Origin of the sequence: Halorussus sp. MSC15.2 (assembly GCF_010747475.1) — an archaeon.
Lineage (GTDB): Archaea > Halobacteriota > Halobacteria > Halobacteriales > Haladaptataceae > Halorussus.
Window position 1 is genome coordinate 204,335 of record NZ_VSLZ01000005.1, and the last position, 12,905, is coordinate 217,239.

Consider the following 12,905-nt stretch of genomic DNA (forward strand, 5'->3'; position numbering starts at 1 on the left):
TTCCCCCCTTTCCCCCCTGTTACAACGCCGGAGAGTACCGACCGTCGGCAGTCGATGGTCCTGAGAGAGGTCGATACGCAGGCGCTCAGCGTCCGGTGGTCCGAGGTGGAGTTGATAAAGGATTAAACAGATACCGGGAGTAGTTCACGGCATGATTGACCTCTCGGACGTTCTCGACGCCCGGGTGCGTGTCGAGGAGACCGCCCGGCGGACGCCGCTGGACTACTCGCACACGTTCTCGGACATGACCGGCGCGGAGGTCCACCTGAAACTGGAGACGTTCCAGCGCACGGGGTCGTTCAAGATTCGGGGCGCGACCAACCGCATCGCGACACTCTCCGAGGAGGAGAAGTCCGCGGGCGTCGTCACCGCCAGTGCGGGCAACCACGCGCAGGGCGTCGCGCTGGCCGCGACCAAGAGCGGCGTGGACTCGACCATCGTGATGCCGGAGAACGCGCCCATCTCGAAGATAAAGGCGACCCGCGACTACGGCGCGACGGTCGTCCTCCACGGCGACGACTACGACGAGGCGTCCGAGAAGGCCCACGAGATAGAGCGCGAGAAGGGTCGTACGTACGTCCACGCCTTCGACGACGAGATGGTGATGGCCGGACAGGGGACCATCGGTCTCGAAATCGTCGAAGACCTCCCGGAACTGGACACCGTAGTCGTCCCCATCGGCGGCGGCGGGCTAATCGCGGGCGTCGCGACCGCCATCAAACAGCAGAAACCCGAGGCCAGAATCGTCGGTGTGCAGGCCGAAGGCGCGTCGAGCGCGGCCCAATCGCTCCGGAAGGGCGAGGTCCACACGCTCGCCTCGGTGGACACCATCGCCGACGGCATCGCCACGCGGAGCGTCGGCGGGAAGACGTTCGAGGTCATCGACGAACGCGTGGACGAGGTCGTCACGGTCTCGGACTCCGAAATCGCCGTTGCGGTCACCCACCTGCTCGAACGCGCCAAGACGCTCGTGGAGGGTGCTGGCGCGGTCCCGCTGGCGGCGCTCCTCTCGAACGCCATCGAGTACGACGAGGACGAGGTTATCGTCCCGGTCCTCTCGGGCGGCAACATCGACATGAACACCCTCACGACGGTGGTCATGCGCGGACTGGTCGAGACCGGCCGATACGTGAAGATTCGGACCGTCCTTAAGGACCGACCGGGCGCGCTCGACGACCTCATCGACGTCATCTCCGGCCAGCGGGCGAACATCTACGGTATCCAGCACGACCGCACCTCCAGAGACATCGCGATGAACGCCGCGGAGGTCGAGTTAGACCTCGAAACTCGCGGTCCCGACCACGTCGAGACCCTGCTCTCGGCGCTCCGGGAGGAAGGGTTCGACGTCGAGCTACTGGCGTAGGACGCTCTCGCCTACACTTAAGTTACCGGACCCGAACAAACTGGTATGAAGCGAATCATCAGCACGCAGGACGCGCCCGAGGCGGTCGGCGCGTACAGTCAGGCGACGACCAACGGCGACATGGTGTTCACGGCGGGCCAGATTCCGATGACGCCCGACGGCGACCTGCTGGACGACGAGGAGATAGCGGTCCAGACCCGCCAGAGTCTAGAGAACGTCAAGGCCATCCTCGAAGAGGAGGGTCTGACGATGCAGAACGTGCTGAAGGTCACGGTGTTCCTCGACGACATCGACGACTTCGACGAGATGAACGAGGCCTACAAGGAGTACTTCCAAGACAATCCGCCCGCCCGGAGCGCGGTGGAAGCGGGCAACCTCCCGAAGGGCGTCGGCGTCGAAATCGAGGCCATCGCCACCAACGACTGAGACGGGACGCCGAGTACCCGTGACCCTCCGAGAAATCGTCGTGCGACCTCGCGTGAAGGCCAGCGTCCTCTGGGGACTGGTCGGCGTCCTCGCCTTTCTGGTCGCCCTTCAGGCGTACGAACTGGCGACGGGGTATCGCTACTCCCCGACGGTCAAAGCGGGTGCGGCCCTCGTCGTCGGCGTCGGCGCGACGGGGCTGTCGTATCTGGCCGAAGAACGGCTGTTCGGGTAGGACGGCGTTCCGAGTGCGGACCCCGGTGGGCCGTAATTCTTCGACAACCGTCCGTTCGGTAGCCGTAGTTGCGCAGTCCCCTCGGGAACCGGGCGTGACACGCGGCGCGATGCCGACGACCGGTCCGGGCGTGCGCGTCGGGAGTCGGCCGACGCGAAGGGAAGGGTTTAAGCGCCGGACGGAACTACGTTCGGCCGGGCCGGGATGGCCGAATGGCAAAGCGCACGCCTGGAAAGCGTGTCCCCTTACGGGGTTCTGGGTTCAAATCCCAGTCCCGGCGTATTTTCCTACGAACGACACGGTGAGCGCCTCGTGCGCTCGCATCACTGTGAGTAGGAAATCGATATCGGACGGGAGTTTCACCCCTGTCAGTCGCACGCCCGCGCAGGGAGCGAGGCGAGTGAGCAGGAACGTCTGACTCCGGTTCAAATCCCAGTCCCGGCGTTTTCGAGCGAGTTATCGACGCCGAGTCCCATCTTCGGTAGTGTCGGGAGGCTCTTTTGCGGCGACCGAACAGCGGTCGCGTGAGAGATGTGGTCGGTCGATGCTGAGAGCGACCTGAGAGCCACTTCGTGTATCTGCATCCGCTAAATTCCACCACCCACAAAGCCTATTATTAACACGTCAATTGTACAACATGCTGCCCCTGTCGCAGGCGACACGTCGAACCGCCCGACAACTGTGGCAGAATGGTCCCCAACCATGTCAGAAAACTACCGACACAACTCTACCATCGCGACCACCGGCGAAAGCGTATCGGTCAAAGACTATAGCCAGTTCCTCTGGTTCGAGGAGAGCGACGACGAAATCCAGTACCTCAAGAACCTCGATAGTAGCGGTTCGTCCAGTTGGCAGTTCAAGTCCGACACCGTTGCGTACGGTGATACCGTCGAGTTGCCGAGCAAATTGAACGGCATCGACGGCCACTACGTCGACGGCGACACTATCGGATTTCGCTATCTGGCGGACGGAGGAATGGAGCAGGTCTTCGAACACGACTCCGTAATCGTCCAGTCCGGCGACCAACTCTCCATTCCGTCGGAAACGCTTCCCCTGTTTTACGAGGACAGCGAGGACCGCTTCCACTATCTCGGAGCCTACAACAGCGGCTCGACGACGTACACGTTCAAATCTGACACCGTCGGATACGGTGACACGATTACGTTACCGTTCGACGCCGGATGCGTCGACGGGAAACTCGTCAACGACGGTGACTCCGTGGAACTCTACTACGTCGAACAGTAGGTAGCGGAGTCGCGATAATCAGTGAACGCCGACACCGTGGTTCACTCCCGCCTCCAATATTTTGTGCCCGCAAGGAGAAGTAGAGCGCCCGCGAGGAGGAACCCCCACGGTGTGAACCGGTCCGTTGCATCGAAGGGGAGAGCGACCTCCGTTCCGTCTCGGAACACGTCCCCGTCAGTGTCGCTCGCAGTCGGGTCGAGATTCAGCGTAAGTTCGCGAGCGTCGCGAACACCGTCGTCGTCAGTGTCTCCGGTCGTCGGATTCGTCCCCAGAGACAGCTCTCGCTGGTCGGTCAGTCGGTCCACATCGGTATCGCGCTCGCTCGGGTCCGTCGGGAGCGCCATCTCGTGGCCATCGAGTAGCCCGTCGTTGTCCGTGTCGGCGAGACCGGGGTCTGTGCCATGGCGTTCAAGTTCGGCTCTGTCCGTGAGTTCGTCACCGTCGTCGTCGGCCTCGACAGGATTCGTGTGGAACTCGTGGACCTCACGGCCGTCACTCAGCCCATCTCCGTCGGTGTCCCGTTCGTTCGGGTTGGTCTGGTAGTCGTGTTCCGATTCGTCGTTCAACCCGTCTCCGTCGCTATCGGTGGCCATCGCCGTGCCGGGAACCGCCAGTAGAACGAGCAGACACATCCCCAGAGCAGAAATCCTGTCAATCATACGCTACGAATCTGTGAGCGCGTACAAAAAGCATTGTGGCCCCCTCGGAGGGCAAAGACCCGGTAGGAGACCGGAATGAGGAGAGACGTGGACAGTCCGAACGCGTTCAGAGCAGCGTCACCAGCGCGGCGACGCCGAACCCGACCAGTCCGATGGCGTAGAACAGCAGACCCGCACCGAGCGGGTCGTCGGACTCTCGCGGGGCGAACACGCCGTCGCTGCCCTCGCTCAGTCCGTGGGCGGACCCCGCGGGATTGCCGCCCGACATCGGGGCACCGCCGCCGTCGAGGGCGGACCGTCCGATGAGGAGCAGACCGACGGCGATAGTCACCAGTATCGCGTACGGTCCCACGGGGTTCGGGAGGAGGTACGCGACGCCGACCGTTCCGCCTCCGAACAAAATCGTGTACTGGCCGAGGAATCGGGCGAAGAACTCCCAATCCATACCTGTGGTTCGCCAGACACTTACATAATCCTTTCTCCGGACGTGTCGCGGCGGAATGGTGCCGGAAACGCCGAATCGTTCGAGGTCGGCCGAACCGAAAGAGGTGAAAGCGAGACGTAGCTACGGCGTGCGAAGGCCCATCTTGAGCGCCCGCCGGGCGACCGTACCGCCGTGGTCGGCCGTCCGGTCCAGCGCCTCCAGTACCAGTGCCGCGTAGTAGGGGTCCGCCTCGCTCGCGTCGAACGAAGGGCGCGCCAGTAAGTCGAACTCCTCGGCGAGCGTCTCGCGCTGGTCGAGCGCGTCGTACGCGGTCTCGGGCGCGCGGCCGTCGATGGTCGCCTCGACCGCTCGCTCGACCACCCGCCGAGAGCGCCGGGCGTAGTCGGACAGTTGGGACTCGGCCGCTCCGGTCGGCGGGGCGTCCAGTTCCAGCGCGACGGTCGCGACGCGCTCGGCGGCCGACGCGACGCCTTCGAGTTCGCGGGCGATGGCGTAGTAGTCCAGCGCCGTGCGGCGGTCCACGTCCGGACGGTTCGGGCCTCGCGGCAGGCCGACGCGGCGCTCGACGCACCGATTGACGAACGCGAACTGGCGGTCCACGTCGTCGGGTTGCCGGAGGACCTCGCGGGCGCGGTCGTCGTCACCGTCGAGGAGGGCGCTCGTCGCGTTGCGGTGCATCGAGAGCGCGACGTAGCGCAGGTTCAGCACCGTCTGGCCGATGGAGAGACTCCCGGAGCGTCGCATGCTTCGGAAGGCGACGCTGTCGGTCGATTCGTCGGCGACCTCCAGTCCGATGAGGTCGTTTCCGGCGGTGGTCATCGCCCGGCGCTCGGCCGACGTGAATCGGTCGTCCGTGCGGAGCGTGAAGCGGTCCTCGCCCGCGACGTAGAGGGCGTACACCACCCACTGGAGTCGGTCGCCCGACAGGTGGCCGACCGACACGTCGGGGGCGTCGGTCCCGTCGCCGCGTTCGCACGTCCGGAGTATCAGCGTCCCGTCCTCGTGGGGGTAGAGGTAGACCTCGTTTCCGGCTTCGAGACCGTGGTCGGTCGCCCAGCCTTTCGGGAGCGACACGGTGAACGACGACCCGCCGACCGACTGCACCTTCCGGGAGATTTCGGTGTCGGTTGTCGAACTGCTCATCGGAGTCACCCGAACTTCCCGGTGATGTAGTCCTCGACGCGCTGGCTGTTGGGGTTCTCGAATATCTGGTCGGTCTCGCCGTACTCGACCAGTTCGCCGCCGGTGAGGAAGACGGCGGTCTGGTCGGAGATGCGGGCGGCCTGTTGCATGTTGTGCGTGACGATGACGACCGTGTAGTCCTCCGAGAGGTCGTCGATGAGGTCCTCGATTTTGGCGGTGGCGATGGGGTCCAAGGCGGAGGCGGGTTCGTCCATCAGGATGACTTCCGGGTCCACCGCGAGGCAGCGCGCGATACAGAGGCGCTGTTGTTGGCCGCCCGAGAGACCGAGCGCGTTGTCGTCGAGTCGGTCGCTGACCTCGTCCCAGAGCGCCGCCTGCCGCAGCGAGCGCTCGACCAGTTCGTCTTCCTTCTCGTCGTCGGCCCGGCCGAGGAGCCTATCGAGCAGTCCGTCGTCGATGTCACCGTGTTTGCGCGGGCCGTAGGCGATGTTGTCTCGGATGGACTTCGGGAAGGGGTTTGGCGCTTGGAACACCATGCCGACGCGCTTGCGGAGTTCCACGAGGTTTACACCGTCTTGATAAATCTCCTCGCCGTCGATTTCGACCGACCCCTCGACTCGCGCCGAGTTGATGCGGTCGTTCATCCGGTTCAGACACCGCAGGAACGTCGATTTCCCACAACCGGACGGGCCGACGAGCGCCGTGACGCTGTCCTCGGGGACGTCGATGGAGACGCCTTCGAGCGCGTGGTCGTCGCCGTAGAACACGTCGAGGTCCTCGACCGAGAGTTTCGGCGCGCCGTCGAACTCGTAGTCGGACCACGCCTCGCGGACCCGTTCCTCGGACTCGCCCGTCGTGGTGGTCGAAGCGGACGCTGACGCCGATGTCGAAGTTGATGCTGACGCCGGAGACGAGGCCGACGCCGAAACGGTGTCGTCGGCCCGTGGCGACTCTTCGGTACTGCTGTCGGTTCGGGAGGTGGATGTCGTGGTAGTTTCTGTCATTGTTCGAGCTTTCTGCGGAAGTAGTATCGAGTGGCGATGCCGACCGCGTAGAACGACAGCACGACCGCCAGCAACACCAGCACCAGACCCCACGCGAAGTTGTCGGGGTTGTCGAGCGACGGTCCCTGCACGCCCGCCGTGACGAGCGCGTACACCTGATAGGGGAGCGCGCTCGTCGCCTGCAGGAGTTCCGGGTTCGTCACGAACGGCGGGGTCGCGGTGAACTCGAAGCCGCCGATAACGTCGGCGGTCTGGCTGCCGGGGACGAAGGTGCCGCCCGCCATCGTCAGCAGGATGGGTGCGGTCTCGCCCGCGATGCGGCCGACGCCGAGGATGACGCCCGTGACGACGCCGGGGAGCGCGGCGGGGAGGACGACGCTCCGGATGGTCTGCCACTTGGTGACGCCCAGCGCGGCGCTGGCGTCGCGGTACTCGTCGGGGACCGAGAGCATCGCCTCTCGACCCGTGATGACGACCAGCGGGAGCAGCATGAACCCCAGCGTGAGCATGCCCGAGAGCAGCGACTTCTGCCCGCCGAACCGCGGGACGAGGAACGCGTAGCCGAACAGTCCGAAGACGATACTGGGCGTGCTCCACAGCCCGTTCGTCGCGATTTCGATGACCTCGGTGAACCGGCCCTCGTCGGCGTACTCGCTCAGGAATATCGCCGCGCCGACGCCCAGCGGGACCGCGAACAGCACCGCGCCGACGACCAACCAGACCGTACCGACGATTGCGGGGAGGACGCCGTCCACGTCGGCCAACAGCGAGACCCCGTTGGTGAGGAACGGCCACGAGACCGGCCAGACGATGGTGTAGCTGACGCCGAAGAGCGCTATCGTCGTCTCCGGGCCAGCGCCGAACGCGACCGTGACGCCTTCGAACAGCCCCGGCAGCCCTTTGACCGTCACGAACGCGACCAGTCCGACGAGGACGGCGACGATGGCGAGCGCGTTGAGATAGAGGAGGACGTGAGCGCCGACGTGACGGCCGCGTGCACCGAAGCCGCCGTACGCTTTCGCGGCCGACCAACCGGTGACCAGCGCGCAGAACTGGACGACAGTCGGGACGACGAAGGCGGGGAACAGCGTCGCTCGGAGCGACCCCAGCGGCCACGACCAGTCCGGACCGATAGTCCCAGTGAGGAAGACGAGGCCCGCGAGTATCGCCAGCGCGCCCGCCGGGAGCGTCGAGCCGATGTCCTCGCGCGGAACCACCGTCGTCGCGAACGCGACTCCGGCGGCGAGAAGCGCGACCGCCAGCCAGCCCGCGGGACCGAGACCGAGCGTCTGGGAACCGACCAGTCCGCCGACGACGAACCAGATTCCGGCGAACGCCGTCGCCGCGACCAGTCCGGCGTCGGCCTGCGGGTCCGTCGCGAACGCGCCGACGCGGGACCCGACGCCGAAGCCGACGACCGAGAGACCGAGGAGCGCGAGCAGCGCCCCGAGTACCGTCGGCATCGGGACGCCGCCGACCGAGTCGGTTATCGCGAGTATCTCGAACTGCGCCGTCAGACCGAGCGCGAACAGCAGCGCCGAGAGACCGACCGCGGCGGCCGCGACCCCCTCCAGCGCGGAGGTCCCCTCGCGGACGAGGGTACCGCGGTCGTCCTGCGTGAGGCTACTCATCGGTCGCCACCTCCGAGCTTCCGGCGCATGCGTTTCTCTATCAGTTGGGAGCCGACGCTGAGGAACAGGACGGTGACGAACAGGACGACGCCGGCCGCGAACAGCGCGTTGAACTGGAGACCGTGGGCGTTGCCGTACCGGGCGGCGATGAGCGACGTGAGGGTCTCGTACCCGTAGAAGACGTTGTAAATCGGGTCGGGGAGCGCCGGGCTGTTACGGAGCATCACCGTCGCGGCCATCGTCTCGCCGATGGCCCGGCCGACGCCCAGCAAGACGGCGGCCGAGACCCCGGAGAACGCGGCCGGGAGGGTTATCGACGACATCGTCTGCCAGTCGGTCGTCCCGAGCGCGAGCGACCCGCTCTTCATCGACTCGGGCACGCTGTTGAGGGCGTCCTCGGCCACCGAGACGACCGTCGGGAGCGACATCAGGCCCACCACGATGCCGACGAAGAGGTACGTCCCCTGTCCGACGAGTTCGAACTGGTCGCTCGCCCACGGACTGAGAATCGTGAACCCGATGAAGCCGTAGACGATGGAGGGAATCCCGGCCAGAATCTCGACGCCGGGTTTGACGAGTTCGCGGACCGTCGGCGGAGCGACTTCGCTGATGAACAGCGCGGCCGCGACGCCGAGCGGTCCGGCGACGAGCGTCGCGATGAGGGTCACCACGACCGTCCCGTGAATCATCGGGACCAACGAGAACTGTTCGGTCGTCACCGGGTCCCAGACGGTCCCGGTGAACAGTCCCAGACCGGGGACGCCCACGCCGTACACCTCCACGGTCGCGTACTCGAAGACTGGCCACGCTTCCGCGAAGATGAACACCGTGATGAGTCCCAGAATCAGGAGCGTCGAGACGGTCATCGTCAGCGTGAGCGCGTGTGCGGTCGTCGCTTGGTGGCGCAACCAGCCGTAGCCGACGGCGAGCAGGAACGTGAGGAACGCCACCACCGTCAGGGGCGAGGTCACGATGAATCCGACGAACGTGGCCAGCAGCGCCAGCGACCCCACGGTACCGGCCGCGAGCGCGGTTCTCTCGGTGTCTTCGACGAACGTGCGGGCTTCGGTCAGCTTTCGCTGGAACGCCTCGCGTACGCCAGTCCAGTCAGCTTCAGTCACGGATGCCATTTTGTGTAGTGTCGGTAGTGTAATCGAAAACGGAACGCGGAAAGTCACACCGGCGGCGAGTCACGCTGTCGGCCGTCGTTTCGGAGGGACCCGGCGACGTGCGTCGCAGGCCGCGTCGCGCGTTCCGGATACGTCGGTTCCCGTAGAGCGACGGCCGACAGTGTCCCCTACGCTTGGTCGGGGAGTTTCGCCTTCTCCTTCTCGATGTCCTTCGTCGGGAGCGGGATGTAGTTGTTCGCCTCGACGAACACCTTCTGGCCGAACGTCGTCAGGAACATGTTGATGAACGCGGCCTCGCGCTTGTCCACCCCGTTGGGGTGTTCGTCGGTCTTCTTCGTGTACATGTGGAGGTCCCGGTTGAGCGGATAGTCGCTGTCGAAGATGGTGTGATTCGCGCTCTTGTCCGGTTTGTACGTCGTGCCGTCGAACTCGATGGCGATGGGCTTGACCTGCTTGCCGGTGAACGCCAGCGCCATGTACGCGATGGCACCCTCGTTCTGCTGGACGACGGTCTTGACCTGCTGGTTCTGACCCTTCCGGGTGTCCACGCCCGGCATCGGGGCGTCGGCGGAACCGAGCATGTTGAGACGGAACGCGGTGTCGGTCCCCGACCCTTCGGCGCGGCCGACGCAGTAGATTTCCTTGTCGGGACCGCCGACCTGCTTCCAGTTGGTAATCTTGTTCTGGTAGATTTTCTTAATCTGCTTGCCGGTGAGTTTCTGGACCCCGGCGTCCCAGATGTCCTTGCTCACGACGACCGGTTGGCCGTCGCGGCCGACGACGTGGTCGACGTAGTTCTCCTTCGCTTTCTTCTCGCTGATGCCGAGTTCGGCCGTGATGGGACCCGAGGAGTTGCCGATGTCCACGAGACCGTCGCGGACCGACTTACACCCGGTCCCGGAGTGGCTCAGGCCGACCGTCGTGGGGAACGGCGGGTTCGCCTGCTTGCCGGTAGCCTCGAACCCGTAGAGGCCCGCGAAGTAGTCGGCGAGACGCTTGTCGGTCTGAATCTCGTCCCATCCGGGGACGGTTCCCTCGCTGGACGACCCCCAGTACTCGCCGTCGCTCGGCGGCGCGTTGGAGTTCCAGTACGAACTGCCCTTGTTCGAGATGGGGTACACCGTCGAGGACCCCTCGGCGCTGAGCATCGACGTGTCCATCCCGCCGGACTGCTGGGTCTCCTCGCTCTGGGTGGTCTCGTTTCCGGAGTCGCCCCCGGTGTCGTCGGTACCCGACGTGGTCGTGTCGGGACTGTCGTTCGAACTCCCCGAGCAACCGGCGAGCGCGGTCGTCGCACCTGCACCAGACGCGAGCAGGAACATCCGGCGCGATACGTCGTCGGACTGTCGGCCTTGGTCGGACGTCATCAGGTAATGAGACCCCGAACTAGATTAAGTAGGCTTATAATTTCAGAATATATCGACACAGGCCGGTAATAGCTGACACATCGAGGCCTGTGTGAAAGTGACCCATAGAGATTCTACATAGCTCTCCGGACGCGTCCTTACTCTCGGCCGACGAAACAACGAGTGCTGTCGGACAGGGCGGCCCCATGTTCCACCCGACTGCCCCATAACGAGGAGGTCCGCGGTCGAACCGACCCGGTCGAACCGAGCCTCAGCGTATAAACCCCCGCGAAGTAACAGGCCGTGGCGGCGGCGGTTCTTTGAGAACTATTCCCAGATGTTCGCGCGGTACCGAGTTTCTGCGCGTCGATTTCCGGAACGGAAGTGCGACGTTACTCCGTGTTACCAATTCGCTTGGAAGAAAGGGTTTATATAGAAGCACAATCATATCTTCGGTTGTACTATGAGTCAGCGAGGACAGCGAATGCAAGGCCAGCCGATGATAGTAATGTCCGAGGAGTCCCAGCGCGTCAAGGACAAAGACGCTCAGGAACACAACATCACCGCCGCCCGCGCAGTCGCGGACGCGGTGCGTTCGACACTCGGACCGAAAGGGATGGACAAGATGCTCGTCGACTCGATGGGCGACGTGACCATCACCAACGACGGCGTCACCATCCTCAAGGAGATGGACATCGACAACCCGACGGCCGAGATGATTATCGAGGTCGCCGAAACCCAAGAGGACGAAGCGGGTGACGGCACCACGACGGCCGTCGCGGTCACGGGCGAACTCCTCAAGAACGCCGAGGACCTCCTCGAACAGGACATCCACCCGACCGCCATCATCAAGGGCTTCCACCTCGCCAGCGAGAAGGCCCGTGAGGAAATCGACAACGTCTCCGAGAACGTCGATACGGACGACGAGGAACTCCTCCGCAAGGTCGCCGAGACCTCGATGACCGGCAAGGGTGCCGAACTCAACAAGGAGGCGCTCTCCCAGATTATCGTCGACGCGGTCCAGCAGGTCACCGTCGACGGCACGGTCGACCTCGAATACCTCAAGACCGAGACCCAGACCGGCCGCTCGGCCGGTGACTCGGAACTGCTCAAGGGCGCAGTCATCAGCAAGGACCCTGTCCACGACAACATGCCCAAGAGCGTGGCCGACGCCGACGTTCTCCTGCTCAACGAGGCCATCGAAATCGAGGAGACCGACGTGGACACCAGCGTCAACATCGAGAACCCCGACCAGCTCCAGAACTTCCTCGACCAAGAGGAACAGCAGCTCCGCGAGAAGGTCGACAAAATCGTCGAGACGGGTGCGGACGTCGTCTTCTGCCAGAAGGGCATCGACGACATGGCCCAGCACTACCTCGCGAAGGAAGGCATCCTCGCGGTCCGCCGCGTCAAGAAGAGCGACGTCGGCTTCCTCAAGGAAGTCCTCGGCGCGAACGTCGTCTCGGACCTCGACAGCGCGACTGCCGAGGACCTCGGCCACGGCGACGTGACCCGCGACGACGGCGACGAACTGTTCTACGTCGAAGGTGAGAACAGTCACGGCGTCACGCTCCTGCTCCGCGGTTCGACCGACCACGTGGTCGACGAACTCGAACGCGGCGTCACCGACGCGCTCGACGTCGTGGCCCAGACCGTCTCGGACGGCCGCGTCGTCTCCGGCGGCGGTGCCATCGAGGTCGAAGTCGCCCGTCGCCTCCGCGACTACGCCGACTCCGTCTCCGGCCGCGAACAGCTGGCCGTCGAAGCCTTCGCTGACTCCCTCGAACTCGTCCCGCGCGTCCTCGCCGAGAACGCGGGTCTCGACTCCATCGACACGCTCGTGGACCTGCGCTCGGCCCACGAGAACGGCGACGAACGTGCCGGCCTGAACGTTCACAGCGGCGACGTGGTCGACACGCTCGACGCGGGCGTCGTCGAACCCGCTCACGCCAAGGAGCAGGCCGTCTCCAGTGCCACCGAGGCCGCGAACCTCGTCCTCAAGATTGACGACATCATCTCCGCCGGCGACCTGTCCACCGACAAGGGTGACGACGAGGCAGGCGGCCCCGGCGGCGGCATGGGCGGCATGGGCGGCATGGGCGGTATGGGCGGCGCGATGTAAGTTCGGCCACCACCGAACTTCGTAGACCGTCGATTTGAACTCGACGCCTCCCGCCGCACCGTCCGACGCAACGTCGAACTGTCCGCATATTTTCGACCGAGTTCCTGCTTCTTCCGAGCCGATTCCACCGCTCTCGTTCCGCGCAGCAATCTTGCGCGA

Annotated in this window: 12 protein-coding genes and 1 tRNA gene; 6 read left to right on the plus strand and 7 right to left on the minus strand. The window is 64.8% G+C overall.

Annotated elements, in window-relative coordinates:
- Nucleotides 1–151 precede the first annotated feature (151 nt).
- The 5 genes from ilvA to FXF75_RS17890 all read left to right on the plus strand — a co-directional run bounded on the left by ilvA (nucleotide 152) and on the right by FXF75_RS17890 (nucleotide 3,266).
- The gene (ilvA, locus tag FXF75_RS17870; RefSeq protein WP_163523200.1) at nucleotides 152–1,363 is read left to right on the plus strand and encodes a threonine ammonia-lyase; all 1,212 of its coding nucleotides are present in this window, start codon (nucleotides 152–154) and stop codon (nucleotides 1,361–1,363) included.
- A 45-nt stretch (nucleotides 1,364–1,408) separates the two neighbouring features.
- Nucleotides 1,409–1,789 carry a Rid family detoxifying hydrolase gene (locus FXF75_RS17875; RefSeq protein ID WP_163523201.1) on the plus strand — a complete coding sequence of 127 codons (381 nt, stop codon included), beginning with the start codon at nucleotides 1,409–1,411 and terminating at the stop codon, nucleotides 1,787–1,789.
- Between the two features lie 19 nt (nucleotides 1,790–1,808).
- A complete protein-coding gene (locus FXF75_RS17880; protein ID WP_205427862.1) occupies nucleotides 1,809–2,021 on the plus strand; it encodes a hypothetical protein in 213 nt (70 codons plus the stop codon).
- A 198-nt stretch (nucleotides 2,022–2,219) separates the two neighbouring features.
- Nucleotides 2,220–2,301, plus strand: a tRNA-Ser gene (locus FXF75_RS17885).
- A gap of 422 nt (nucleotides 2,302–2,723) precedes the next feature.
- Nucleotides 2,724–3,266 carry a hypothetical protein gene (locus FXF75_RS17890; protein WP_163523202.1) on the plus strand — a complete coding sequence of 181 codons (543 nt, stop codon included), beginning with the start codon at nucleotides 2,724–2,726 and terminating at the stop codon, nucleotides 3,264–3,266.
- A 41-nt stretch (nucleotides 3,267–3,307) separates the two neighbouring features.
- Here the strand turns inward: FXF75_RS17890 and FXF75_RS17895 are convergent, their stop codons facing one another.
- From FXF75_RS17895 to FXF75_RS17925, 7 genes are all read right to left on the minus strand, one after another.
- Nucleotides 3,308–3,925 carry a hypothetical protein gene (locus FXF75_RS17895; RefSeq protein WP_163523203.1) on the minus strand — a complete coding sequence of 206 codons (618 nt, stop codon included), beginning with the start codon at nucleotides 3,923–3,925 and terminating at the stop codon, nucleotides 3,308–3,310.
- 106 nt (nucleotides 3,926–4,031) lie between these two features.
- Nucleotides 4,032–4,370 (minus strand): hypothetical protein, encoded by a 339-nt coding sequence (locus FXF75_RS17900; RefSeq protein ID WP_163523204.1) that lies wholly within the window; start codon nucleotides 4,368–4,370, stop codon nucleotides 4,032–4,034.
- Between the two features lie 120 nt (nucleotides 4,371–4,490).
- Entirely contained in the window at nucleotides 4,491–5,513 is a 1,023-nt protein-coding gene (locus FXF75_RS17905) for a phosphate uptake regulator PhoU (protein ID WP_163523205.1), read from the minus strand.
- A gap of 5 nt (nucleotides 5,514–5,518) precedes the next feature.
- Nucleotides 5,519–6,517 carry a phosphate ABC transporter ATP-binding protein PstB gene (gene pstB, locus FXF75_RS17910; protein ID WP_163523206.1) on the minus strand — a complete coding sequence of 333 codons (999 nt, stop codon included), beginning with the start codon at nucleotides 6,515–6,517 and terminating at the stop codon, nucleotides 5,519–5,521.
- Nucleotides 6,514–8,148 carry a phosphate ABC transporter permease PstA gene (gene pstA, locus FXF75_RS17915; RefSeq protein ID WP_163523207.1) on the minus strand — a complete coding sequence of 545 codons (1,635 nt, stop codon included), beginning with the start codon at nucleotides 8,146–8,148 and terminating at the stop codon, nucleotides 6,514–6,516. Before pstA ends, pstB begins: the two co-directional genes overlap by 4 nt.
- Entirely contained in the window at nucleotides 8,145–9,278 is a 1,134-nt protein-coding gene (gene pstC, locus FXF75_RS17920) for a phosphate ABC transporter permease subunit PstC (protein WP_163523208.1), read from the minus strand. Before pstC ends, pstA begins: the two co-directional genes overlap by 4 nt.
- Nucleotides 9,279–9,445: 167 nt before the next feature.
- Nucleotides 9,446–10,645: a substrate-binding domain-containing protein gene (locus FXF75_RS17925; protein ID WP_163523209.1), complete on the minus strand. Its 1,200-nt coding sequence runs from the start codon at nucleotides 10,643–10,645 to the stop codon at nucleotides 9,446–9,448.
- Nucleotides 10,646–11,087: 442 nt separating this feature from the next.
- Between FXF75_RS17925 and thsB the strand changes: the two genes are divergently transcribed.
- Nucleotides 11,088–12,746: a thermosome subunit beta gene (gene thsB / locus FXF75_RS17930; RefSeq protein ID WP_163523210.1), complete on the plus strand. Its 1,659-nt coding sequence runs from the start codon at nucleotides 11,088–11,090 to the stop codon at nucleotides 12,744–12,746.
- The last annotated feature ends 159 nt before the right edge of the window (nucleotides 12,747–12,905 follow it).

Coding starts and splice junctions, on each gene's coding strand:
- ilvA (WP_163523200.1), top strand. CDS start 152: ATGATTGACCTCTCGGACGTTCTCGACGCCCGGGTGCGTGTCGAGGAG.
- FXF75_RS17875 (WP_163523201.1), top strand. CDS start 1,409: ATGAAGCGAATCATCAGCACGCAGGACGCGCCCGAGGCGGTCGGCGCG.
- FXF75_RS17890 (WP_163523202.1), top strand. CDS start 2,724: ATGTCAGAAAACTACCGACACAACTCTACCATCGCGACCACCGGCGAA.
- FXF75_RS17895 (WP_163523203.1), bottom strand. CDS start 3,925: ATGATTGACAGGATTTCTGCTCTGGGGATGTGTCTGCTCGTTCTACTG.
- FXF75_RS17900 (WP_163523204.1), bottom strand. CDS start 4,370: ATGGATTGGGAGTTCTTCGCCCGATTCCTCGGCCAGTACACGATTTTG.
- FXF75_RS17905 (WP_163523205.1), bottom strand. CDS start 5,513: ATGAGCAGTTCGACAACCGACACCGAAATCTCCCGGAAGGTGCAGTCG.
- pstB (WP_163523206.1), bottom strand. CDS start 6,517: ATGACAGAAACTACCACGACATCCACCTCCCGAACCGACAGCAGTACC.
- pstA (WP_163523207.1), bottom strand. CDS start 8,148: ATGAGTAGCCTCACGCAGGACGACCGCGGTACCCTCGTCCGCGAGGGG.
- pstC (WP_163523208.1), bottom strand. CDS start 9,278: ATGGCATCCGTGACTGAAGCTGACTGGACTGGCGTACGCGAGGCGTTC.
- FXF75_RS17925 (WP_163523209.1), bottom strand. CDS start 10,645: ATGACGTCCGACCAAGGCCGACAGTCCGACGACGTATCGCGCCGGATG.
- thsB (WP_163523210.1), top strand. CDS start 11,088: ATGAGTCAGCGAGGACAGCGAATGCAAGGCCAGCCGATGATAGTAATG.